This is a genomic window from Enterococcus sp. LJL51 (assembly GCF_049894025.1).
GTDB lineage: Bacteria > Bacillota > Bacilli > Lactobacillales > Enterococcaceae > Enterococcus_L.
The window spans coordinates 23,126-45,103 of sequence record NZ_JBNEQE010000006.1 but is presented as its reverse complement, the minus strand read 5'-3'; the positions used below and the strand labels follow the sequence as shown (position 1 = coordinate 45,103).

Here is a 21,978-nt window from a genome sequence, read left to right as displayed (position 1 = left end):
AACGCATCATTTTTTAGTCAAGAATGAGAGTGGCCAATATTCAGAAGAAAATCTGATTGTTGTCTCACTTTTTAATTTTAGAGTACACAAAAAGCACACAGCCTTGTATGATTAAAGTGACTAAACCCAATCAAAAGAAGTGTGCTTTTATGTTTAAAGATTATACCATCAATCAAACGATTTTACCATTAGAGTTGGAAAACAGCTTATTTCTGAAACGGCTGTCTCTTGTGTAGTCAATACCAGCCTCTTTTTGTCTTCTATTTTAAAGGCAATCCTAATTATTTTATCGGTTCCTCTGAATTGCTATTAAACACGTTATAATTAATTTCATTCACTGATTTTCCAACTATGATTGCAGAATATACATCTGAATTTACATTTAATATTGTTCGAAGCATCCCCACAAACCATTCAACACCGGCAAAAACAGCAATACTGTCAAGCGGCAGCCCCATTTGGGGAACAATAACAGCTAATGAAACCAGCCCAGCTCCTGGAACTACAGCATTTGCCAGCGATACAAAGGTCGCAGTTACTGCTAGATAAAACATCTGCTGAAAATCAAACCCCTGTTGGTACATCTGTGCAATTGTCATCACTGTTATGCTCATATGCATAGCAGAGCCATTACTGTTCAATGACATTCCTAGTGGTAAAACTAAGTTCGTAATCCGTTCACTTAACCCTAATTGTGTCCGGCTTTCTTTCATTGCTACAGGTAAAGTGATGGCTGAAGAAGTTGTTGCCAAAGCCATTATAGACATATTTTTCATGTTCTTGACCAAACGAATTGGATTCACCTTGCAGTAAACGCTGACTAGTAAAACCCAAATACCTAAAAACAGTAGCGTACCTCCGCCATAGACAATCAGATATTTCAATAGCGGCAGAATAATCTGTAAGCCTAAGTTACTAATTGTTGAAGCAATCAAAGCAAAAATTCCGATTGGTGCGGCCTTCATTACATAACCAATAATGAGTATGATGACTTCATTAAAATCAATGATTCCTTTAAAAAGCTGTGATTTTGGATGGGTCTGCAGGTATTTATTCAAGGCAACACCAAAGAACAGAGCAAATACGATAATTTGAATGATTGATCCTTGGGTTAGTGAATCAAAAATATTTTTGGGAAAGAAATCCAGTAGTGTATCAGCAAAAGAAATCGTCTGTGATTTTAATCCTGTATCCTTTATTTCAGCTATCTTTATTCCATTACCGGGATTGAAGATTACCGCCATAACAATTCCCCAGCAAGCAGCGAAAAAAGAAGATACACCAAACACTAGAATTGTCCGCCAGCCAAGGCTTGTCAGTTCCTTTGAATCAATGCTTCCAACTGCCTGAATGATCTGACCAAGAATTAACAGCGGGATAGCCATCTGCATTAGACGGAGAAAAACATCGCCCAACAGCTTTACCTGTCCTGCAACAGAGGGCAGAGAAACTCCGAATACTACACCTAATATCACTGCTATAAGGATTTGAGTAACCATTGATACTTTCTTCGTAGTCATACTTTTTCCACCTATCTATTGGTGATTGTGGTTCCTACACCATCCTGAAGCCGAACAAGGTTCTCAATTGATGTAATGACTGCTTCCCGATGGTCCTTCCCCTTGACAAATGACACAGCTGCTTCTACTTTCGGAAGCATACTGCCAGCAGCGAAGAAACCCTCTTTAATATAGGTTTCCGCCTCTTCTTTAGTGACCTTTTCAAGTGCTTTTTGATTTGGCTGATTGTAATTGATGTAAATATTGTCTACACCTGTCAATATAATCAAACGCTCTGCATTGACATTCTCAGCTAAAACTCTAGCTGAAAAATCCTTATCATTTACAGCTTCTACACCAATTAGTTCGGTTCCTTTTTGAATTACTGGAACTCCGCCTCCACCAGCACAAACAACAACTGCACCCGAATGAACGATTGAACGAACTACATCTTTTTCAACAATCTCCTGAGGCATTGGAGAAGGAACAACTTTTCGATACCCTCTACCAGCATCTTCCTTAAAACTGCCGCCTGTACGCTTCGCTTCCAATGCTGCTTCCTCTTTACTAAGGAATGGACCGATTGGCTTTGAAGGCTCCTTGAATGAAGGATCTGTTTCATTTACACGAACTTGTGTGACGATTGATACTACAGGTTTTGAAATTTGACGGCTCAAAAATTCATTCGTCAGAGCATTCTGCAGCCAATAGCCAATACTTCCTTGCGTCATCGCTACGCAGGAATCCAGCTTTAGTGCGGGATTCTTTTCAGTTTCAGCTGCTTTCTGCTGCAGCAGTAAATTTCCCACCTGAGGACCATTTCCATGACATAAAATAACATCTTCACCAGCAGCTATAAAATCTGCAATATACACCGCTGCTTTTTTGATTACTGCTTTTTGTCCCTCATCAGTTGGATCCGTTTCTAGTATAGCATTGCCGCCAAGCGCAATAACATTCAAACTCATCTTGTTTCTCCTCTCGCTCTTTTATTCTTCAACAGGCTTTTCTTTTGCCAGTATGGCAAACAAAATTAGACCAATGACCAGCAGAACACATGCTAGATAAAAACCAACCTGCATTGATCCTAGTGAGTCTGCTAAATATCCAGTTAGATAAGGAGCCAAAATCGATCCTGACATACCAATAAAGTTATAGGCGCTCAAGGTAGTAGATAAAGATCCGGCAGGTGCATTTTTGGTCACATAGGTAACGATGATTGGATCCAGTGCCAGCTTACCAGTCAATCCATAAAGAATCAGCACTGCAATCAACAAGGTTCGGTCAGTCACAAAAGCAATTGAAAATACAGATAGTATTGCCAATGGCACTAGTAAATACACCAGTTTTTTCGTTGCACCGGATTTGTCGGCAAAACGGGCAAAGATTAGAGCTCCGGGGATAGACGCCCAAGGTACTAAAGATGAAATGAAACCGACACTTGCACCTTCAAATCCTCGTTCTGCAATTAAGAATGACGGCAGCCAGGTAATGATTACAAAATTGGCATAGATACTTGTAAAGCACAGAATAAATGCAGCCAGCAAGTTTTTATTTGAGAAAATCGCTTTAAGAGAAACCTTCTCTTTTGGTTCTGCACTTTTTTCAGCAGCTGTATCTTCTGGACGGACAACCTTTTCCTTCAACATTGTATAAAATAGGACCGCAACAATTACTGTTGGAATTGCCATAATAAAGAACGGCTTGCTCCAATGCTCTCCGTTTTCTAAAACGAGTTTACTTGAAAGCAGGTATCCTCCTGATGTTCCAAAAGCCATCCCACTGTTAATAATTGCATTTCCTACTGTTCGTTTTTTTGTCGGTATGGCTTCTGTAGATAAGGCATACTGAGGCCCATAATAAGCGCCTTGACCAATTCCCGCAAAAGCCCGAATAATCAGAAACATTACAAAAGTCGTCGCAATTCCGCTAAGATAAGTCATAATCCCCATCAAAACAAATCCAATTGTGATCACCAGTTTGCGTCCAAGCCGATCGCCTATCATTCCCGAAGGAATCTGCGCAACTGCATAGGTTAAGAAAAAGACACTATTTGCCAATCCTAACTGGGTATTACTTAAACCAAATTGTGCACCTACAGTTCCCATAATCGGATTAAAAATCGTACGAGTTGCATACATAAGTATCCAACCGACAAAAAATAAGGCAACGACTTTCATCCAGTAAGTCTCATTAACCTTAACTGCTTTTTTTTGACTTGTATTCTCCATATTAAATCCCTCTTTTCTATAATTTATCGTTTATTACAGCTTGTGCCCCCAGCAGCAAACCAAAACATAAATCATTTCCGGATGTGTGACCAATGGATCTGATTTTTTTTATCGCTTCATCTATTGATGCCGCTGTTCTTCTATTCTCCAGGTCTGAAAATAATTGATAAATAAATGAATTCACATTTCCCTCAGCCGCTTCGAGAATATAAGCTTTACTCACATCCGTTGTTGACGGCAGAGGATGAGTGAGAGCAGAGGATAAAGCCTCAGCTCTCTGATCACCCGCCCAATGAAGCACGCTAAGATATGCCGTCAATATGTCGTCTCCACTTGGAGTTAAACCTTTTCCCCGTCCTGCCAGATAAGACACACTTTTTTTAAAATCAACAGAGGCTGCTGTTTTAGGCATACTGCTTAGAGAATAAAATATTTCCTGCTCCTCTTTATTTAGAGGCAGCCCAAGAGCATCTGCCAATCTTAATTTTTCCAGCTTATTTTTCAATAGCTTCAAGTGTTCCATAGAAGAATTTTGACCTAGTACATTCAATGAAATGATTTGAAGCTGACTAAATTCAACGGTTCCCACACCATAACAGCTATAAATGCGAAAACCATTTTCTATGATTTTCACAATGTTTCCCTGCTGGATATAGGGCTGGATCTCCTCAAAAAGTTTTACGGGTATTTGAATGCCAAAACTAGATAAGTATTCTGTAAAGGCTGAGACATGAATCAAGCGATTAGAGATGAGCAGGTTGAACGAATGCTCAAAAACACTATGAATTTTCCCCATTCGTCCAAACCTTTTCAAATCGACAGCATTCTGACCGGCAACCGCCTTAGTCTTCCACATTGATTCCCAGCTCTTTTGCATAGGCTTCCAGTGCCTTTTCAAAGCAGCCCAACGGTGCTCGAACCGTACCAGCTCCTACCTGACCTACTCCAGCTTCTTTATGAGCAATTCCCGTATTAATAATCGGCGTAATCCCTGTTTCCACTACCTTACGGATATCAATTCCTAAGCAGGTTCCTTGAAAATCCCATGTTGGAATAGAGAAGGTTGAATTGTGTCCTACACAAATTTCAGCCATCTCATCAGAGATATTTAACGCATCTTGAAATCCTCCCGCACCAACAAAACGTGTTACACCTGGTGCTGCCACCATTGCCATTGCTCCTACGCCAATTGTTTCTGTAATCGCACTGTCTCCTATATCTGGATTTCCATCTTCTTCTGTAAATCCGGTAAAGTATAACCCCTTAGGTGTATTTACAGGAGCTGTATGCCAGCTATCGCCGGTTTCAGCGATGCGCACGCCGAAGTTTACACCATTGCGGGTCATCGTTGTTACAATGGTTCCCTTTGTCCCTTCTCGCGCCCCATCAACTATGGCTTTACCAGTTGCCATCATGATATTTAGGAAGAACTGATCTGTATCAGCAAGGAACTTGATTACTTCATATTTTTGCTGCTCTTCAATCGGCAGTTCAATAATCAACGGTGATATCTCTTTTAGAAAATTCAAAGAAGCTGCCATATTGCGCTGATGGAATTCATCTCCCATCGTAATTGAACGGGCAATCAGAACATTCAAATTAATTCCTTCTTCAGTCTTCTGTAATGCCTGAGCAATTGTCGGTCCTAAAATATCCCGCATCCATTCTAAACGAGTAACAACTTCTTTCGAGTACGCCCCAAAACGTAATACTTTCCCGATACCTTCATTCATGGTGCAGTAAGCCTGATTCCCAGTTAAACGATTTTCTACAACTAAAACCGGCATATTGCCAGAAGTAATTCCTCCCATAGGTCCCACCGCTTTCACGTGGTGACAAGGGATGAAGCGAATTTGTCCATTTTCAAGTAGTGTCCGGGCTTCACTTTCATTCTTCGCCCATCCTTCAAATAGCGCCGCTCCTATACAAGAACCCTGCATAGGTCCTGTCATCTCTTCATAGGCAATAGGCGGTCCAGCGTGGAGTAAGGTTTTCTGCGCTTCATTCAGTTCTGAAATCACTGTTTTTGCCGGTACCACATCAATTAGAAACGGTTGCGCATTTTTTATCTTATCAGTAACCTGTTGATTTTCAGCTTCGATTTTTTCTGAAAATTCATCCAACTCATTCAAGATGCGAATCATTTTTTTGTTGCCGCCAGCTCGCGGCTTCCAATTAAACTGCTCAGATGCTCCTCCGTACTCGATAATCGATTCGTTAAAGCTTTGCAGACCAACATTGATAATTCGCGGCTTCGTGTTTAACAACTCCAACACTTTCTCACTAACTTTGGGAAGCTCAATCGTTTTTCCAGTATATGGAAGAACTGCTTTGTCCTCCTCCTTTAATGTTATTCCTTTCATCATCATCGCTAAACGTACAGCCTTAGCATTACTTTCTTCAACGAAAACACCAGCTTCTTTCAAGCGCTGAACTGTTGACTGATAGTTTTGCGGATCTTTTTCAGTACCACAGACTGTTGCCACAAAATGCAATTCCCGCTGTTCTTTCTCTGCTGCTTGCTGTGCTTCTTGAATTGCAGGCAGCAAGGCGCCGGCCATATCTTGATGCGCACCATAACCCAATACAATATCCAGAAGAATGATGCCTGTTTCAGAATCGGCTGCGTAATCCTTTATCTTGTTTATCCGAACATCTGGATCAATCATTGGGTGTGGTTTTCCCTGCGTATAAATATCATCACCCAAATCGATAACATCATAGCCATGGGAATTCAGAATGTAGCCTTCCTTTTTCACTAACCCGTCCAAGCCCAATGCCTCAGAAATCAGCATACCAGCTTCGGCAGCTAGCGTACCGCCGGAATACAACCCCTTCACAACTTTATCTGCTCCAACAGTAGGTAAATTTGGTTGAATCATGTCTTCAAAATAATTACTCTGTACATCGTTGTCGTTTGCCAAATCCACTGCAATTTTAGCGGTCTCCTCTAATGTATGTGCTAGATAAACCTTTCCTTCATGAGCTTTAGGCCTCTCTCCCAAGAAAATAGCAACAACCGGTTTAGAAATACTTTGCAGTAACTCCACTACTTCATCCCGGACTTCTTTCGCAGGCGGTTTGGATATAACACAAATGACATCTGTCGGTTCATGATTTTCCAAAGCCATTACAGCATCCTTAACCGTTATTGCTCCTACCTCTGAGCTAAGGTCCCGTCCGCCAGTGCCGATTGCGTGTATCACGCCTCCACCCAATCGGTCAATAATGGTTGTTACTTCTTGTATCCCAGTACCGGAAGCACCAACAACTCCAATATTTCCAGGAGAAACAACATTGGTGAAGGCGATTGGAATACTAGAAATAATACCTGTACCGCAATCCGGACCCATCATCAGCAAGCCTCGTTCATGAGCCAGCTTCTTTAAGCGAACTTCATCTTCAATTGCAACATTGTCTGTAAATGAGAAAACATGCAAATCGTTTTTTAATGCCTTCTCCATCTCAGCTGCTCCGTATTCTCCCGGAATACTGAACAATGCCACATTTGCCTCAGGGAGTTTTTCCAATGCTTCTTGCCAAGAAGAAGCTGCTTGGCTGACTTCACTATTTCCTTTTGAAGATAAATCATCTAGAAAAAGATGAACTGCCGGCAGAACTTCTGTCATAATATCAGCGGTATCGCTTTCAACAACAATCATTAAATCATTGGGAGATGCCGCTTCTGCTTCTGCAGTCAGCAGATTGGTGTTTTTTAAGATATCTTTATTGGCATCTGTTCCCATCATAATCTGGCTCATTTTCACCTGATCCAATTCATTAATTGTATTGGTCAGCAGCATCAGATTAATTGAATCCTGATAATTATTTTTCAAAATAACTGTAGTTAACATTTTTTTCTCCTCCATTCACAAATCTATTGTAAAAGTTAATGTTTTCGTTTACATTGGATAAAAGTCCAAAATATACAGGTATTTTTTATCCAAAAGAGGAAAAGAGGAGAAAAATGAAACTCAAAGACTTGATGCGCCTTGATTTATTTAAAGCAAGTAAAATACTGACAGGAGAAATAGGATTAAATAATGAGGTCGAATCAGCTATGGTTTTAGAAGCCATTGATATTGAAAAATGGAGTAAAGAAAATCAGCTGATTTTAACGTCTTTTTATGCATTCAACAATGTTCCACATTCTGAACTAGTTGAATTTTTTGAGAAAATGCGTTCGATAGGCGTTAGTGGTCTAGTTGTTAAAATGAATCGGCTGATTACTATGATTCCAGAATGGCTTATTGCTTTGTGTTCAGAATTTAAAATTCCACTGATTAAAGTGCAGCAGAATGTCAGCTATGAAAAAATCATGCTTTCCATCTATGAGCCTATTTTAAATTATCAAACCCATCTTTTACGTACTTACTATGATGTACGACAACGGTTTACAAAAATTGAACGGAATCTTGCTTCTTTTGATCAAATCATGCAGGAATTTTATCAGTTAATTCAGCTGAGCTGCTCTCTGCACATTCCCAGCAAAGGAATTGATATCAAAATGGGAAAACTTCCCAACGATTTTGTAGTAGTTGAGCAGAAAACCTTGGAAAACATGGAATTTACAAAGAATAGTTATGAACAGCTACATCTTTTCTCTCATCAGGAGTCCAGAGAAATCATCGCACTAAAAACAAGGGTGAGTAATTTTTATACAAATGACTGTTCCTTACTGGTTTACCAAGACAGCCCCGAGCTAAATGAAGCAAATCTGATGATTATTGAAAATATCATTGATATTATCTACGAACGTCTGCAAATGGAATACCTGATAAAAAAAGACCGCTACACTCGTTTAAATAATTTAGCAGATGCCATTTTGCAGAATACACCTAGTAATATTGATGAGTTGAATAGTCTTCTTCTGGAAGCAAAAATGGACAGCTATCCTTACTATCAGGGGATTGCCTTTTCTTCGACGATTCATGATGATCCTAAAATAAGGAAAAAAATATTAACTGTTCTTCGTTCTCTAAATAGTCAAGAGCTCTTTTTTGAACACCACAATTACCTCATTATTCTTTATAATTTTGAACAACCTGAACAGGCGATAACAAAAGCTCAGCTAAAGAAAAAGCTCCATCCTTTTTTTGATGAACAGCCTGACCTGACCTTTGCAATCAGTCAGGTAAAAGAAAAAGAAGGACTGAAGGAAATCTTAGTTGAGTGTCTGGATGTCCTGCGATTCAACCGTTCCTTTTATATTGATCCAGTTGTAGAAGTTTCTGATTTAGGAATTTTCAGATACTTCATGCGAGAAAATCAGTTAGAGCAGTTAGAGGAGCTGATTCCTGAAGAATTGCGCCAGTTAGCTAAAAAAAATCCCGAACTGCTTGAAACCCTCTATACCTTTTTCCAGTGCGGCCGCAACTATAAGAAGACTGCGGAAACATTATTCCTACATTCGAAAACTATTCGTTACCGCTTAAATAAAATTGAGCAATCTTTATCAATTTGTTTGACAAATCCAATTCAGCTGGTTAATTATGAAATTGGTACTTATTTACTGAAATACAAGCAAAGGAGTCATACCCATGCCTGAACTGCTCACTTTATCCAACGGAGCCGAAGTCTCCATATTTATTCCAAAAATAGCTGAACAGCAAAAGTATTTACTTTATTTTCATGGAGGCGGTCTCGTTTATGGTAGTAAAAATGATTTACCAGAAGCCCTAAAATCTATTTTTTTATCCAAAGGGTATACAGTTTTAGCAATCGATTACTTGCTTGCACCTAACAGCTCATTAAAAGAGATTCTCCAACAGCTTCAGTTAACCTTTTTGGAGCTAAAAGAAAGACGTTTTCAAGATGCCCCTTATAGTTTCTGCGGTCGTTCTGCCGGCAGCTATCTCATGCTTCTTCTAACCAGCTATTTACAGCAGCAGGATGCTCAGCTGCCGGATAAACTGATAAATTTTTATGGTTACTTTGATTTAAACTTTATTACCAATGAACGAAAGCTTACTGATACTGTCATTACTGAGGAAATGATTCAAACAATCAATCAAACTACGCCTCAATGGGATGATCCATTGCTGCAAAGATATTTATTGTACCTCTATGCAATACAAAACAATCGACTAGAGAGCTTTTATGGCTTGGAAAGGAGCGAAACCAAACAATTTTCTCTCTCTTCGGTAGAGCTACAGCACTTTCCTAAGATTTTTAGTACAGCTAGCACTGATGATTTAGAGGTTCCCTTTAAGTACAGTAAGCAACTAGCTCGATTCATTCCTAATAGTAAATTTATTCCTGTGTATTCTTTAGAGCATGATTTCTTGAAACAAATGGAAGAAGAGCAAGTGAAAAAAGCGCTGCAGCATTTGGATACGTGGCTGGATTCATAAACAACAAAAAAGCAGTAAAGGAATTTTCACTCCTTTACCGCTTTTTTTAATCAACAAACTGGCTTATTACTCCTGCTCGTTGATTTTTTGTTTTTCTGCCAGTTTTGCTTGCAGCTTTTTATCATAATTTCTAGCTGCCGGCAACATAAAATTAATCAGTCCGCAAATCAATGTACCAACTCCAGCAATAACAAACATTTTTTCTACACCAAGTTTATCAGCTATCGGTCCAGCAAAAATCAGTCCTACAGGACCTGTAATACTCATTAGAGAATTCAATACGCCCATCACTCGTCCCAGGTACTTAGGCTCATAGCTTTGCTGAATCATTGCCATCAGCAGCGTGTTAAAGTATGGGGTAGCGAAGCCAGCAACGGCATTCAAAATAACAAATAGAATAAACCCTCGATTTGTTCCCGGCAGCAAGCCGCTCATCCCGATTGTAATGCCGATGACTAAATAGGATAAGAACACTGGTTTCATTCGATCCTTCCAATTTCCAAAAATACCAATCACGGCACCACCGACAAGCATGCCAAAAGCATAAACTACTTCAATTAGCCCTGCTTGACCTACAGTTCCATTGAAATACTGCATAGTCATTAGCGGGTACATACTGGCCGCAGGCATAAAAATAAGCGTAAATACGGAACCAATAACAGTAATATACCAAAGACCTTTATTTTCGATCAGCTTTTTAAAACCAAACTTTGTATCTGCCAGTAAATGGATTGTTTCGCCCTCAGAAACAACGCGTGGAATTTTCACGAATAGTAAAAGCCCCACACCAAATACCGCACCTAACACATCCAGTAAAATTAACCAGTTCATTGGTATAATAGAGAAGAGAAAAGCTCCCAAGGCCGGTGCTATAATATAATTAGCTGATTGAACCATTCCCAACTGACCATTCACTTTGGTTAGTTCTGCTTCTGGAACCATCATCGGCATAATCGATTGAATAATAGGCATTTGAAACGTTTGTGCAACAGCCCGTATAAATAGTGAAACAAACACCAGCCAAAGTGGAAAATCAGCAGAAATAGTTCCAACGACGGCTAAAATTAATGCAAAGAATGCAACGATACTATCTGTAACAATCAACACTGTTTTCTTGTTCATCCGATCGACAAAAGGACCAACAAAAGGACTCAAAACAACCATCGGAATCATTCCAAGCAACGTTGCAAAGCTGAGAATCGTCGCAGATCCTGTAGCTTTCGTTAAATACCAGATGATAGAATACTGTACAATCATGCTTGTAATGCCCGATAAAAATTGTCCTGAAAGAAACAAATTAAAGTTCTTACGCCAATGAGGTAAATCTATATTCGTTTGCTGCGTCATAAAAAACACTCCCTGATTCTTTTATTTTTTCAGAAGCTGCTACTTCCGGTCTTTCTTCTGATTCGGAGTGCTTTTATCCAAAACAGAAGGAATTATGAATATCTCAAACGCATAAAATGAGTTCCAGCTTTTATGATGTAAAACATGAGAAACACACCTCTCCTTAAATTTCAGTACATTTTGATGATACCTTAAGCTAACAATCTGTACAAGCCTGAAAACTCCTTCATAGAACGAAAAAACATAGTTAAATTATTCCAGATTTCTCATTGAATACTTATAATATTTCTATGTTTTTTCTCAAAAATTCTTATCACAATACCAACAGTGTATGACGTAATACCTGTCTAAAAATATTTTGTGTTCAATCTCCCCCTCCTTATTCAAAAAAACTGCTGGTCAATCATGCTATGATTGACCAGCAGCTTTCTGAGTTAGGGTTCAATTGCTCGTTAAGAATATCTGTTCCTCTTAATCAGATCATTTACTCCCATTAATGACCTAATTTAACTCACTGAATTCTTATTTGTTCTTTCACTTGGGTTTTAACATAATTCAGAGACATGAAACATTTTTGTTTACTCGTCTCCCTTCACCTTTTCAAAAGCACAATGTTCTTGACTCCTTCAAGTTTATCGGCTTTTGTTTTCCTTCAACGTCCTTTTTCAACCTTTTTATTTTACTCAACTTTTTTCTAGCAGCTCTACTTGTACAGACTAAATGTCTACTTATCGGATTTACTCCCGTCCTCCATATAAATAACGCCCATCCAGTAAAAGCCTTGAATCTCTTCGTTCTGTGTTTTTTCAATTACCTTATTGGTAATACTACTAAACCCCTTATCGTCTAAATCATAAACGGTCCGCAGCGCTGTACGACTGTCTTTCTGTAGAGCTAGGGCCAACTCCTCAGCAATTTTCTCTTCCTCATAGAACCTGTTCTCAACACGATAAAATTCTTTATCAGAAACGTCTTCAGTTGTCACATAATTAGTAAGAAAATTATCCAGCACATAGCGGTCGTCTTCAACAAGAACCTTTCTGGCTGCCTTTCCGGATATGTTTAATAACGGATTCGCAAGCAACTCATCATCATTATTCGTAGCATCAAGAACATTCCATTCACCATTTACCTTGACCTTATTCCAGGCATGAGGCAAATCACCATTTAGATAGCCTGTTACGACAATCGCTTCTAAATCAGCGGCATCTGCTAATAGCTTGAAGGCTCCAGCATAACTGGCGCAAACGCCAACTTTGTTAATCAACACACCATATGGCGTAAATGAATCATTGAATGCTTCGTCTACAGTTAAAAATTCATTTTCAGCAGCATTATCCAACGCTGCGTTATCGTACTCGGCAATATCGCATAGATACTGGTTGATTGCATACTCCTTTTGCAAGTCACTCATATCCTCGGTGATAATCTCTGCAATGACCTTTTTAACTTCAGAACGTAAAGTCTTTTGCTGCTTTTTCATCTGAGCGATATCCATGTTATACTCCACAAACAAGCTTTTTCCATCTTTTGAAACAGCTGCACTATCTGCACCTAAAATCAGCGGATTTTGATAGATAGCTTCCATCCAAGCATCCGAAAGAAGCGACTGAACCGCTGCCTCCGGAAATTTCTCTAAATCAATTACTCGATTGCCGGAAAGCATGTTGATTGCCAGATACTCGCTAAGAGCACTATTTGCGGTAATCTTATCTTCTGTTTTACTGACAGAGCTACTGGCCTTCTGCTTTTTTTCCGATTTTTCAGCCTCCTGTTCACCAACAACATCGGCTTCTTTTGCCCCGGCTTTTTTCTGCAGAAGACTCTGTTTTTCTTCCAATTTTGACAAATCCTTCTTAAAATTTTCTTTATCAAAATTAGTAACTCTGGCAAAACCAGTATAACCTGTGCCATCAATCGTATATGGTATGGATAGTCGTTCAATGGTTCCAGTTGCCACAGCATCAGACATATCCGGCTTTTCATAGCTCAGTATATGTTCCTTAAAAATCTCTGTTTTTTCAACATCATAAGTAACCAAACGTCGTACCAAATACCCGTCACACATTGTTATCCATTGATAAGAAGGCAGCTCGTCAATAGTCTCAGCATTCCGCTTTCCTTCTCTATCATCACTTAGAGTCATCTCGTGAATTGCCGGAATCCGTGCTGCCATATCTTTTAGATTCAGTCCATTACTGACCGCTGAAGTTCCTTCTTTACTTACCGCAATAACCATAAACCTTTGATCTGTAAAGGTTTCTTTTGGAATGGGTTCATCGCCCTCCCCATATTCCTCAATAGATGCTGCTGAAAGACGTCCCGCCTCAGAAACTGAAAAAGTTTGCAGACGAGTAACACTATCCTGAACAAAGGTTGTTTCTTCCGATGTTCCAACAACAAAAGCACTGGAATAGCCTCTTTCTTTTGAATAATCCATCTGCAAGAGATGATAGTATTCTGCACCGGGAACCTTGTTCCATGAGTATTCCGGCACTCCTTGTTCATTTAGTTTCATTTTTAACTGAATCTTTTGATCCAGTTCATGAATAATAGAGATGACCGTCACTTCAGGCTTCTTTAATTTCTCTCCAGTCTCTAGATCGACATAAACAACCTTATACAAGTTCTGTAAATTTCCCCAGTCCTTCTCTTTTTTAAACAACCAGGCATCATCTTTCTTATAGCCATAGGAACGGTTGTTTATTTCTGTTGAATACGCGGAAAGAGCACCAACTGCTGATTGCGGCGGGTTCAATACAATTTCATCCAGCTTTTCACTGATTTCATATTGCGTCAAAACTTTTTGTGTTAAATCTGTATTCTGATAAATTTCTACAATTTCTGTCGCATTCTTATAGCCCAGTTTCTCTACATCAAAAGCCAATTCAACTGTGATTGACTCATCACGCTCAATCATCAGATTTTCTTCTGCGTAGGTGACCCGCTCATCGTACTTGCTTTTCACATCAGAGGCCAGCTTGTCGGCTTTTACTTCTGTACCAGCTTTATCTACTGCTTTCTTTTGTGTACTTTGACATCCCCCCAGTATAAAAATGATTCCAACGAACATTACCAGTAGCTTATTTTTCATTTTTTCACCTTTCTAACAGTAATACCTTTTAGTTCCCGGAAAGGTTACCGATAAATTTGATTTTATTTCAGCCGCTCTTTAACAAATGTAATGAACTCTTCTTTAGAAATATTTTTCCCAATGATATAGTAGTACAGGTCTTCTTTTTGATAGCCCGCATAAAACAGGTGATTTTCATCCTCGGCTAGCCAAACCTCTATGCCTTGAACTTTATTGGACTTTGTTTCCCTAAGAAATTGTGGAATTACCTTTTCACTACTGCCTTTACTAATATCAAAATTATCTTTTTCACTATGCCCTGTTCCTTGACCAAAATTTTGTTCTGCTTCAAATGATCCATCTGATTCTCTGACAATTGAGGCAACCGATAGATTATTCTGAGATTGGTAAATTCCATAGCCTCCGCCAACCACAAGCAACAAAGCTGCTGCTAAAACACCTAATCGAACAACAACAGAGATTGCTGGTTTCTTTCTTTCCTTTTCGTGGTGAGACTCTGTATCCTTTTTTAAAATTTTTCCTTCAACTGACTGCTGCTTCACGTTATTAACTTCATCTATTTCATTGCTTTGTTCCTGCTCCAGTTTTCTCATTTCAAGTCTTGTTTTTTCGATTAAACTTTTGGGAGCCTTAATCTGTTCAAACTGTTTTCTATATTCATTTTTCATTCCAGATAGTCTCCTTTCAGTTTTAAACGCAGAGCATCTCGTGCCCTGGAAAGTCTTGTTTTGACTGCTGATTCAGAATGACCCAGCAGTTCACTAATTTCCCGAACCGAATAGCCTTCAAAATAAAATAAATGTACAACTGTCCGCTGCCCTTCTGGCAGCGATAGACAGGCCTCCATCAAATTCTCCTGATCATCATCCTTAGCTACATACTCCCTGTCCAGCATTTCCTCATCCATACCAATTACTTTTCTGTTCCAAGCATTGTCAAACTGCTTTTTACAACAGTTAATTGTTACTCGAATCAGCCAGTGCTTCGCATGTTCTTCATTCTTTAGGGTATGACTGTACTTAACTAACCGTAAAAATACTTCCTGAAATACATCTTCAGCATCGCTGGCCTGCTTCATCTGCACAAAAGCAATCCGGTAGACCATGTCGGCATATTTTTCCAACAGCTCTTCTGGATCCAGTGTTCCCATCTGTTCCTTATCCATGGGTCCTCCTCATAATAAATACCTTTTAGCATCCTCAAAGGTTACATGTTAAAAGCTATATTTTTCTTATTATCAATTTTTTTATTTTTTATTTGAATAATTACAAATCATTACTCATTATACCAGATTCGTCATTGACAATATATGAAATTTTGAGCAGTTTCAACCACCCCTTGCTTAATTTTCCAATCATATTTAGCTACTAAAAAATAAGGCTAGACCAACAAGAAATAAGCCAGACTATACGAAAATGGCTCTACACACATTTCCAGTATAGTCTGGCTTATTTCCGAAGCAGCAGTTTTTGAATCGCTGTTTATTCAGCTTTTAGGAATAGAAGATTTCTTTATGCCTACTCTTACGCACTTCATCTAACCGGTGAACGCACGCTCATTTAAAATCAAATAAGCTACCTTTTTACTTGATTCTTAACAGCTGTTTCGTCTGTTAAGACATACAGAAAACAGCTAACTGTTACTCTTCTCTTAGTAAATCTAGAATTTGTGTATACCCCAAAGCGAATGCATAATCTGCAGCTGTTTTTCCGTAATTATCCCTTAAATTTTTATCTGCACCATATTTTAATAATTCAGCAACAATTTGCTGATAAACTTCTGATCCATCTCTTAAGCCAACAGCTTCGATCAATGCAGTATACCCATAATTATTTTGATGGTTAATAGCCGACCGTCCATCTGCCAACAGCAGCTTAACATTTTCAAGATGCCCTTTCTCAGCAGCCGGTATCAATGCATTGCCGCCGAATCTATTTACAACGGCTTGATTTGGTTCCTCATTCTCAAGCATATATTTCAGAATCTCTGTACGACCTTGTGCTCCGGCATATAAATATGGGCTATCTTGAATTTCATCTTGTTGATTGATATCAGCCCCGGCAGCCATTAACTTTTCAGCTATTTCGATTTGATTGTTATGAACAGCAATCAATAACGGGGTTTCCTCTTTATCATTCACTTCATCTATTTGGTAGTCAGAATCGCCAATAATCAGTTGAACCTTTTCTAAATCACCAGCTGCTACAGCTTGAAGTAATGCTCCTGCTTCGTAATGCATAGTCTCCTCCTCCTTACTTGAACTAGGTTGATCTACTTTCGATAATGTCGTTTCAACAAGTTCCTCTGCAGAACTTTGTGTTGAGTAATGATCCGACGAGTTATCGCCTGAAGTCATCGACTGTTTTTCTGTACAGCTAGCTAATGCAACAACGGTTAGAAACAGCAACCCCACTATTAATTTGTTTTGTTTTCTCATGCCTTCCCCGCTTCCCTAAAATAGTGTGTCTCAGACTCTAAAACCAAATAATCGATACTTTTGTGCCTCCATGATTGAAACGAACAAAGAAACGTAAAGAAGCTTATAGGAACTTAACACTTTACTAAAATACCAAACGTTGCAATTCTCGAAAATAAGCCGAATAGTCCCAAAAATACGAGCAGCTCTATGTAGGTATCAATCACAATCTCTCAATTTCTTCGCAATGTTTCTTAATAATTTTCGAATTGTCCTTCATATTGCTGTGAAACACAGTAGGGTACAAGCTGATGTTGAACAGTACCTGCCAGACTCTCGAGCTAGAATATTTTTACCACAATCTCTGTTATCCTGCCATTTTAGCTATAAATAAATTTTATTGTCAATTTATCCGCTTAATGTTCCAGCATTAACTGCTGCTTAAATATTACAAGCTATGAGGATTCTGCAGACCATTTTGTAGCTATAACGTCTATTGCTCATGGCTTATGATATAATAAAAAAATGAGCCGCTCAGGGCACTCTTTAGCAGAAGAACAGATAGGGGGCTTTTCTTTTGGAGTATAGAAAATTAGCAAAAACAATCATCGAACCTGAATTATTTAGCCATTTTATTCGTCATCAGAAAGTAACACAATGTTGGCGTAAGGTAGATGAAAACTGGCAAATTCAACCTGTTGCTTTTGTTGAAGAATGGCAAGAAAAGGAGTTCCAACAACTTTGCTTCTATTTAAAACAGACAATTGAAAACAATGGTGTAGTACTTGGCGCATTTGATGCTGACAAGCTAAAAGGTTTTGTTAGTGTAGAAGGTCAGCTTTTTGGCTCTCAAAACCATTATCTGGAGCTTTCTTCTCTTCATGTTTCCGAGGATTATCGAGGTCAGCATATCGGACAGCTTTTATTCCAGCATGCAGCAGCATTTGCCCGTACAAAAAAAGCGAATAAGCTCTACATTTCCAGTCACTCTGCTGTAGAAACCTACGCTTTTTATTCCCATTTAGGCTGTACCGATGCAGTTGAAGTTTCTGCCAATCATCTTATCAGGGAACCTTTCGACCGACAATTGGAATACACGCTTTAACTATTTTTCACATTTCAATCTTAAAAATTAGAAGGTACTTCTTTTAAACTAAATGAGAAGGGATGAAAATTGACAGTCAATTTTCATCCCTTCTCTCTTGTTCATTTTAGCCTACTAATTCTGCTTCAACTTTTTTGATTGCTATACTCTATTTTTTCGGTTGAACCGTTACACTATATTCACCTGTACTTCCCTTACATGGAATAACAGATAGATACAGTGTCTCACCTTTAGTGAATGCCCATTCAATTGCAAATTGTCCATCTCCTCCATGATTGTGAACGTCCCCTGCACCTAAAGGAGTATAACTAGGTGCTCGATGAATCGCTCCCTGAACATGAACACTGCTTGCTGAACTAAAGACATATGTTCCTGCTTCTGGTGCTATAAATCGGAAGTAGTCATGATCCCCGCTATGAAGCAGTTGACCTTTTATTGTACCTAGACCGATAGTTGTTGCTGTTTCGTAGGTATGTCCATGATCATCAACTGTTACCTCCGAGTGAGCCCTCCTTCCCCCGTCTTCACTTGTTGCTGTAATCATTGCTTTTCCGCCGCTGACTGCTTCAACGGTACCATCTGAGCTAACCTTAGCTACCGCTTCGTCAGAGCTTGTCCACTGAACTTTTTTATTAGGCACTGTACTTGGCAGAACCGTTGCTGTCAGTTTGCGCTTCCCTTTCTTTTCCAAGTTAAAAGAAGCTGGTGAGATTGCTACACTATCCACAAGGCTGTCCGGCTGAATCGTTACTTTATATGCTCCTGTACTTCCTTTGCATGGAATAACTGACAGATATAGCGTTTCTCCTTCAGCAAAATCCCATTCTATACGGAATTGTCCGTCTGTATCATGATTGTGAACGTCCCCTGCACCTAAAGGAGTATAATTAGGTGCTCGATGAATCGCTCCTTGAACATGGTTATCACTTTCAGACCAAAAAATATATTTCCCGGCTTTTGGTGCGGTAAATTTGAAATAATCATGATCTCCGCTGTGCAGCAGGTTTCCCTGAACCGTTCCTACAGCAACAACTGTTGCTGTTTCATAGTTGTTCCCATGATCGTCCACCGTCACTTCTGAGCTAGCTGCCTTCCCACCGTCTTCACTTGTAGCGGTAATAACTGCCTTTCCTTCATTAACAGCTTCGACCATCCCGTCTACGCTCACCTTGGCTACTGTTTCATCAGAGCTTGTCCAACGAACAGTTTTATTTGGTGCTGTAGCCGGCAAAACAGTTGCTGTCAGTTTACGCTTCGCTTTCTTTTCCAAATTGAAGGTAACCGGTGAGACTGTTACCTTTTCTACAAATGTTTCTGGCTGAATACTCACCTTGTATTCTCCCGTGCTGCCCTTACAAGGAATTACAGATAGATACAGGGTTTCACCTTTAGCAAAATTCCATTTAATCATAAACTGTCCATCTGTCTCATGATTATGGACATCACCATCACCTAATGTTGCATAGCTTGGTGCTCGATGAAGTGCTCCCTGCACATGAATGGCACTTTCAGATTTAAAGATATAGTTTCCTGCTTCCGGCGCTGTAAACTTGAAGTAGTCATGATCTCCTGTGTAAGTCAGCGTACCATTAACTGTTCCAATACCAACTGCTGTTGCTGTTTCATACATTTGCCCGTGATCATCTACTACTACTTCAGCAGCTGCTGTTTTCCCACCATCTTTTGAAGTAGCTGTAATAATGGCTGTTCCACTATTTACGGCTTTAACTAAACCGTCTGTTCCAACTGTAGCCACATTATTGTCTGAGCTTAACCAGTCCACTACTTTATTGGAAGCCTCTGCTGGTTTAATTGCTGCTGTGAATCTAAATGTTTTTCCTTTTTCCATGATAGTGCTCGTTTTGTTTAACGTAATTTCTTGTACTGGAATTGAGCCCGCAGTGACAGTTACTGTGCTTGATGCTGTTTTCCTGCCATCTTCCGTTATTACTGTAATAGTTGTACTTCCTACTGCTTTAGCAGTGACCAAACCAGTGTTTGATACAGTTGCTACTCCAGTATTTGAGCTGCTCCAGCTGACCTTTTTGTTTGCGGCATTACTTGGAGAAACCGTTGCGGTAAACTGACGGTTTCCTCCAACAGATAACTCCAGATTTTCAGGAGCTAACGTGACCCCAGTTACTGAGACCGGCGGCTGAGCTGCACTTCCGATTCTAACCTTCATCGCCATTGCAGGTTCAGATAAAATTTCAAATTGAGTGCCTAAAAACTGACCGTCTGCTAATTGAGTCGATGGAGTTGTTTCTTGACTTATTTTGACAGGCTGTACGCCGCCATCCAATGTATTTCCGATATAATAAAATGGGTTGCTTCCAAACGACTGATTTGCATTGTATCTTGAGTAACCGAGCACACCCTCGTCAGCTTCTAGTACAGTTACAAGCTGGCGGCCAATCCCGTGATTCTGTCCAAAGGTTGTATTTACCCGATAAACCAGAATACCTCCCGGAATGTTTTCAGTATAACGAAACATTCCTCTGTCAAATCCATTCATTTGCCGATTTTCGATTAAAAAGTATTCATTTGGATTAATACTTTGTAATTTCAGAATAGTCGGATCCGCAGCAGAAACTGCTTTTACATCCTTTTCATAAAACAATGTCCGATCTAATGATTCAAACGGAACTCCTAGCTGTATTTTAGAATAAGCATCTAAGCCAACCGGTGAACTTCCCCAGAAATCAGTCTCCCAATACATACCGTTAAAAGTCCTGTCCGCTCCCCAAGCACCTTGAGCCATTAAACTGACAATTCCCACACCATACCCATCGGCAGCTCCATTTATCTGTTCCGTGTTATATAAATCCGGCAAGCCAATATCATGACCAAATTCATGACAAATTACACCAATTGATGAAGAAACATCTTCATCTTTATATCTCATCTTTTCACCAAACATCGTAAAATCAGTAAATTTCAATCCATTGACTGTCGTTAGATGACTACTCCAGCCTTTATGACCCCAGACCGATTTTCCCGGATTTCCTGAGCTTTGTTCATATCCAGCGATAATGAACATTACATGCAGCTCATCCGGCTCTATATAGTTGTTCTTATCCCTATCATATATAGAAAAATCAATCTTATCCTTAATACGCTGAAGAATATTTGCTGACAGCTCAAAGCTATTAAATCCATTGCCCATGTCGGGATGCTCCTGATCCATTTGAACTTTCAAGATTCCATTTTTCACCGCTGCCGTCTCTTTTGCCGGCTTTACTTCCATGCGTTTATTTGTCTGCTCTGAAAAAAAGTTTTTCATGGTTTTTCCATCCGAGCCAAAAATCTTTTGATGCCATTCCTCTTCTGTCGTACTTATTTTTATATCATTAAATTCAACGAGGACTACTAATAAATTCTGCTCCTTATTTAACACCTTGTTCTGTTGCGTCATCAATGTATCACTAAACTGCTGTCTTTCAGCAGCTCCATTACCTTGTTTAACTACTTCTGTTTTATTTACTGTTCCGCTAGGCTTAGAATCAATACCAACTTTTGCTTCCACGCTGCTTCTACTTAGTCCATTCACCTGATAATACCAATAATCATCTGCCTTTTTTACATAAACGCTGCCATCTTCTCCTGCAACATAGTTAAAAAACTCATCCCCATACTGGGTTGCTGCAAACGCTGTGCCATCCGGCTGAACATAAGTCTGTTCAACCTCTAATGACGGAACTGCTGCCGCTTCCTGCGAACCGCTAAAACCAGCTGCCATCGTTAACCCAACAATGGCTGTCCCAAATAATCTTTTTTTCATCTTACTTTCCTCCTTAGTTCATTTGAAAGAAAACACTTTCATTTATAATTATATTCATATAAAAAAAAGAAAAGCAATGGTTTATATAAAAAAAACTGCATATTTTAAATACAAAACAAAATATAATGAAAAAAATTTATTTTACCGCTTAG

14 protein-coding genes are annotated in these 21,978 nt (G+C 39.3%); 3 read left to right on the top strand and 11 right to left on the bottom strand.

All coding sequences use genetic code 11. The features are described 5' to 3' along the window. Window positions 1–281: 281 nt before the first annotated feature. From ACPWSO_RS07800 to fdrA, 5 genes are read right to left on the bottom strand one after another with little or no spacing between them, the layout of a single operon-like run. Window positions 282–1,520: a dicarboxylate/amino acid:cation symporter gene (locus ACPWSO_RS07800; RefSeq protein WP_426082336.1), complete on the bottom strand. Its 1,239-nt coding sequence runs from the start codon at window positions 1,518–1,520 to the stop codon at window positions 282–284. An 11-nt stretch (window positions 1,521–1,531) separates the two neighbouring features. Continuing rightward, on the bottom strand, window positions 1,532–2,467 hold the full coding sequence (gene arcC, locus ACPWSO_RS07795) for a carbamate kinase (RefSeq protein WP_426082335.1): 936 nt from the start codon (window positions 2,465–2,467) through the stop codon (window positions 1,532–1,534). Window positions 2,468–2,488: 21 nt separating this feature from the next. Further along, window positions 2,489–3,730 (bottom strand): MFS transporter, encoded by a 1,242-nt coding sequence (locus ACPWSO_RS07790; RefSeq protein WP_426082334.1) that lies wholly within the window; start codon window positions 3,728–3,730, stop codon window positions 2,489–2,491. Window positions 3,731–3,746: 16 nt separating this feature from the next. Continuing rightward, the gene (locus ACPWSO_RS07785) at window positions 3,747–4,586 is read right to left on the bottom strand and encodes a DUF2877 domain-containing protein (RefSeq protein WP_426082333.1); all 840 of its coding nucleotides are present in this window, start codon (window positions 4,584–4,586) and stop codon (window positions 3,747–3,749) included. Next, window positions 4,573–7,584: an acyl-CoA synthetase FdrA gene (gene fdrA, locus ACPWSO_RS07780; RefSeq protein WP_426082332.1), complete on the bottom strand. Its 3,012-nt coding sequence runs from the start codon at window positions 7,582–7,584 to the stop codon at window positions 4,573–4,575. The genes ACPWSO_RS07785 and fdrA overlap by 14 nt, the downstream gene beginning before the upstream one ends. Before the next feature lie 113 nt (window positions 7,585–7,697). Between fdrA and ACPWSO_RS07775 the strand changes: the two genes are divergently transcribed. Beyond that, window positions 7,698–9,278 carry a PucR family transcriptional regulator gene (locus tag ACPWSO_RS07775; protein ID WP_426082331.1) on the top strand — a complete coding sequence of 527 codons (1,581 nt, stop codon included), beginning with the start codon at window positions 7,698–7,700 and terminating at the stop codon, window positions 9,276–9,278. Beyond that, the gene (locus ACPWSO_RS07770) at window positions 9,271–10,083 is read left to right on the top strand and encodes an alpha/beta hydrolase (protein ID WP_426082330.1); all 813 of its coding nucleotides are present in this window, start codon (window positions 9,271–9,273) and stop codon (window positions 10,081–10,083) included. Before ACPWSO_RS07775 ends, ACPWSO_RS07770 begins: the two co-directional genes overlap by 8 nt. Before the next feature lie 66 nt (window positions 10,084–10,149). Here the strand turns inward: ACPWSO_RS07770 and ACPWSO_RS07765 are convergent, their stop codons facing one another. The 5 genes from ACPWSO_RS07765 to ACPWSO_RS07745 all read right to left on the bottom strand — a co-directional run bounded on the left by ACPWSO_RS07765 (window position 10,150) and on the right by ACPWSO_RS07745 (window position 16,961). Further along, entirely contained in the window at window positions 10,150–11,430 is a 1,281-nt protein-coding gene (locus ACPWSO_RS07765) for an MFS transporter (protein ID WP_426082329.1), read from the bottom strand. A gap of 724 nt (window positions 11,431–12,154) precedes the next feature. After that, window positions 12,155–14,524, bottom strand: a complete 2,370-nt coding sequence (locus ACPWSO_RS07760; RefSeq protein WP_426082328.1) for a transglutaminase domain-containing protein — start codon at window positions 14,522–14,524, stop codon at window positions 12,155–12,157. A 62-nt stretch (window positions 14,525–14,586) separates the two neighbouring features. Beyond that, window positions 14,587–15,192: a hypothetical protein gene (locus tag ACPWSO_RS07755; protein WP_426082327.1), complete on the bottom strand. Its 606-nt coding sequence runs from the start codon at window positions 15,190–15,192 to the stop codon at window positions 14,587–14,589. Continuing rightward, window positions 15,189–15,689, bottom strand: a complete 501-nt coding sequence (locus ACPWSO_RS07750; protein ID WP_426082325.1) for an RNA polymerase sigma factor — start codon at window positions 15,687–15,689, stop codon at window positions 15,189–15,191. The genes ACPWSO_RS07755 and ACPWSO_RS07750 overlap by 4 nt, the downstream gene beginning before the upstream one ends. A gap of 474 nt (window positions 15,690–16,163) precedes the next feature. Then, the gene (locus ACPWSO_RS07745; RefSeq protein WP_426082324.1) at window positions 16,164–16,961 is read right to left on the bottom strand and encodes an ankyrin repeat domain-containing protein; all 798 of its coding nucleotides are present in this window, start codon (window positions 16,959–16,961) and stop codon (window positions 16,164–16,166) included. 556 nt (window positions 16,962–17,517) lie between these two features. On the opposite strand from ACPWSO_RS07745, the gene ACPWSO_RS07740 reads away from it, so the two are divergent. Further along, window positions 17,518–18,045 carry a GNAT family N-acetyltransferase gene (locus ACPWSO_RS07740; protein WP_426082323.1) on the top strand — a complete coding sequence of 176 codons (528 nt, stop codon included), beginning with the start codon at window positions 17,518–17,520 and terminating at the stop codon, window positions 18,043–18,045. Between the two features lie 148 nt (window positions 18,046–18,193). On the opposite strand, the gene ACPWSO_RS07735 is transcribed toward ACPWSO_RS07740, so the two are convergent. Further along, window positions 18,194–21,826, bottom strand: a complete 3,633-nt coding sequence (locus ACPWSO_RS07735; protein ID WP_426082322.1) for an Ig-like domain-containing protein — start codon at window positions 21,824–21,826, stop codon at window positions 18,194–18,196. Between the last annotated feature and the right edge of the window lie 152 nt (window positions 21,827–21,978).

Bases quoted from the DNA above. Each gene is read 5' to 3' on its own strand.
- ACPWSO_RS07765 (WP_426082329.1), bottom strand. From the start codon at position 11,430: ATGACGCAGCAAACGAATATAGATTTACCTCATTGGCGTAAGAACTTT.
- arcC (WP_426082335.1), bottom strand. From the start codon at position 2,467: ATGAGTTTGAATGTTATTGCGCTTGGCGGCAATGCTATACTAGAAACG.
- ACPWSO_RS07755 (WP_426082327.1), bottom strand. From the start codon at position 15,192: ATGAAAAATGAATATAGAAAACAGTTTGAACAGATTAAGGCTCCCAAA.
- ACPWSO_RS07770 (WP_426082330.1), top strand. From the start codon at position 9,271: ATGCCTGAACTGCTCACTTTATCCAACGGAGCCGAAGTCTCCATATTT.
- ACPWSO_RS07750 (WP_426082325.1), bottom strand. From the start codon at position 15,689: ATGGATAAGGAACAGATGGGAACACTGGATCCAGAAGAGCTGTTGGAA.
- ACPWSO_RS07760 (WP_426082328.1), bottom strand. From the start codon at position 14,524: ATGAAAAATAAGCTACTGGTAATGTTCGTTGGAATCATTTTTATACTG.
- ACPWSO_RS07775 (WP_426082331.1), top strand. From the start codon at position 7,698: ATGAAACTCAAAGACTTGATGCGCCTTGATTTATTTAAAGCAAGTAAA.
- ACPWSO_RS07790 (WP_426082334.1), bottom strand. From the start codon at position 3,730: ATGGAGAATACAAGTCAAAAAAAAGCAGTTAAGGTTAATGAGACTTAC.
- ACPWSO_RS07735 (WP_426082322.1), bottom strand. From the start codon at position 21,826: ATGAAAAAAAGATTATTTGGGACAGCCATTGTTGGGTTAACGATGGCA.
- ACPWSO_RS07785 (WP_426082333.1), bottom strand. From the start codon at position 4,586: ATGTGGAAGACTAAGGCGGTTGCCGGTCAGAATGCTGTCGATTTGAAA.
- ACPWSO_RS07745 (WP_426082324.1), bottom strand. From the start codon at position 16,961: ATGAGAAAACAAAACAAATTAATAGTGGGGTTGCTGTTTCTAACCGTT.
- ACPWSO_RS07800 (WP_426082336.1), bottom strand. From the start codon at position 1,520: ATGACTACGAAGAAAGTATCAATGGTTACTCAAATCCTTATAGCAGTG.
- fdrA (WP_426082332.1), bottom strand. From the start codon at position 7,584: ATGTTAACTACAGTTATTTTGAAAAATAATTATCAGGATTCAATTAAT.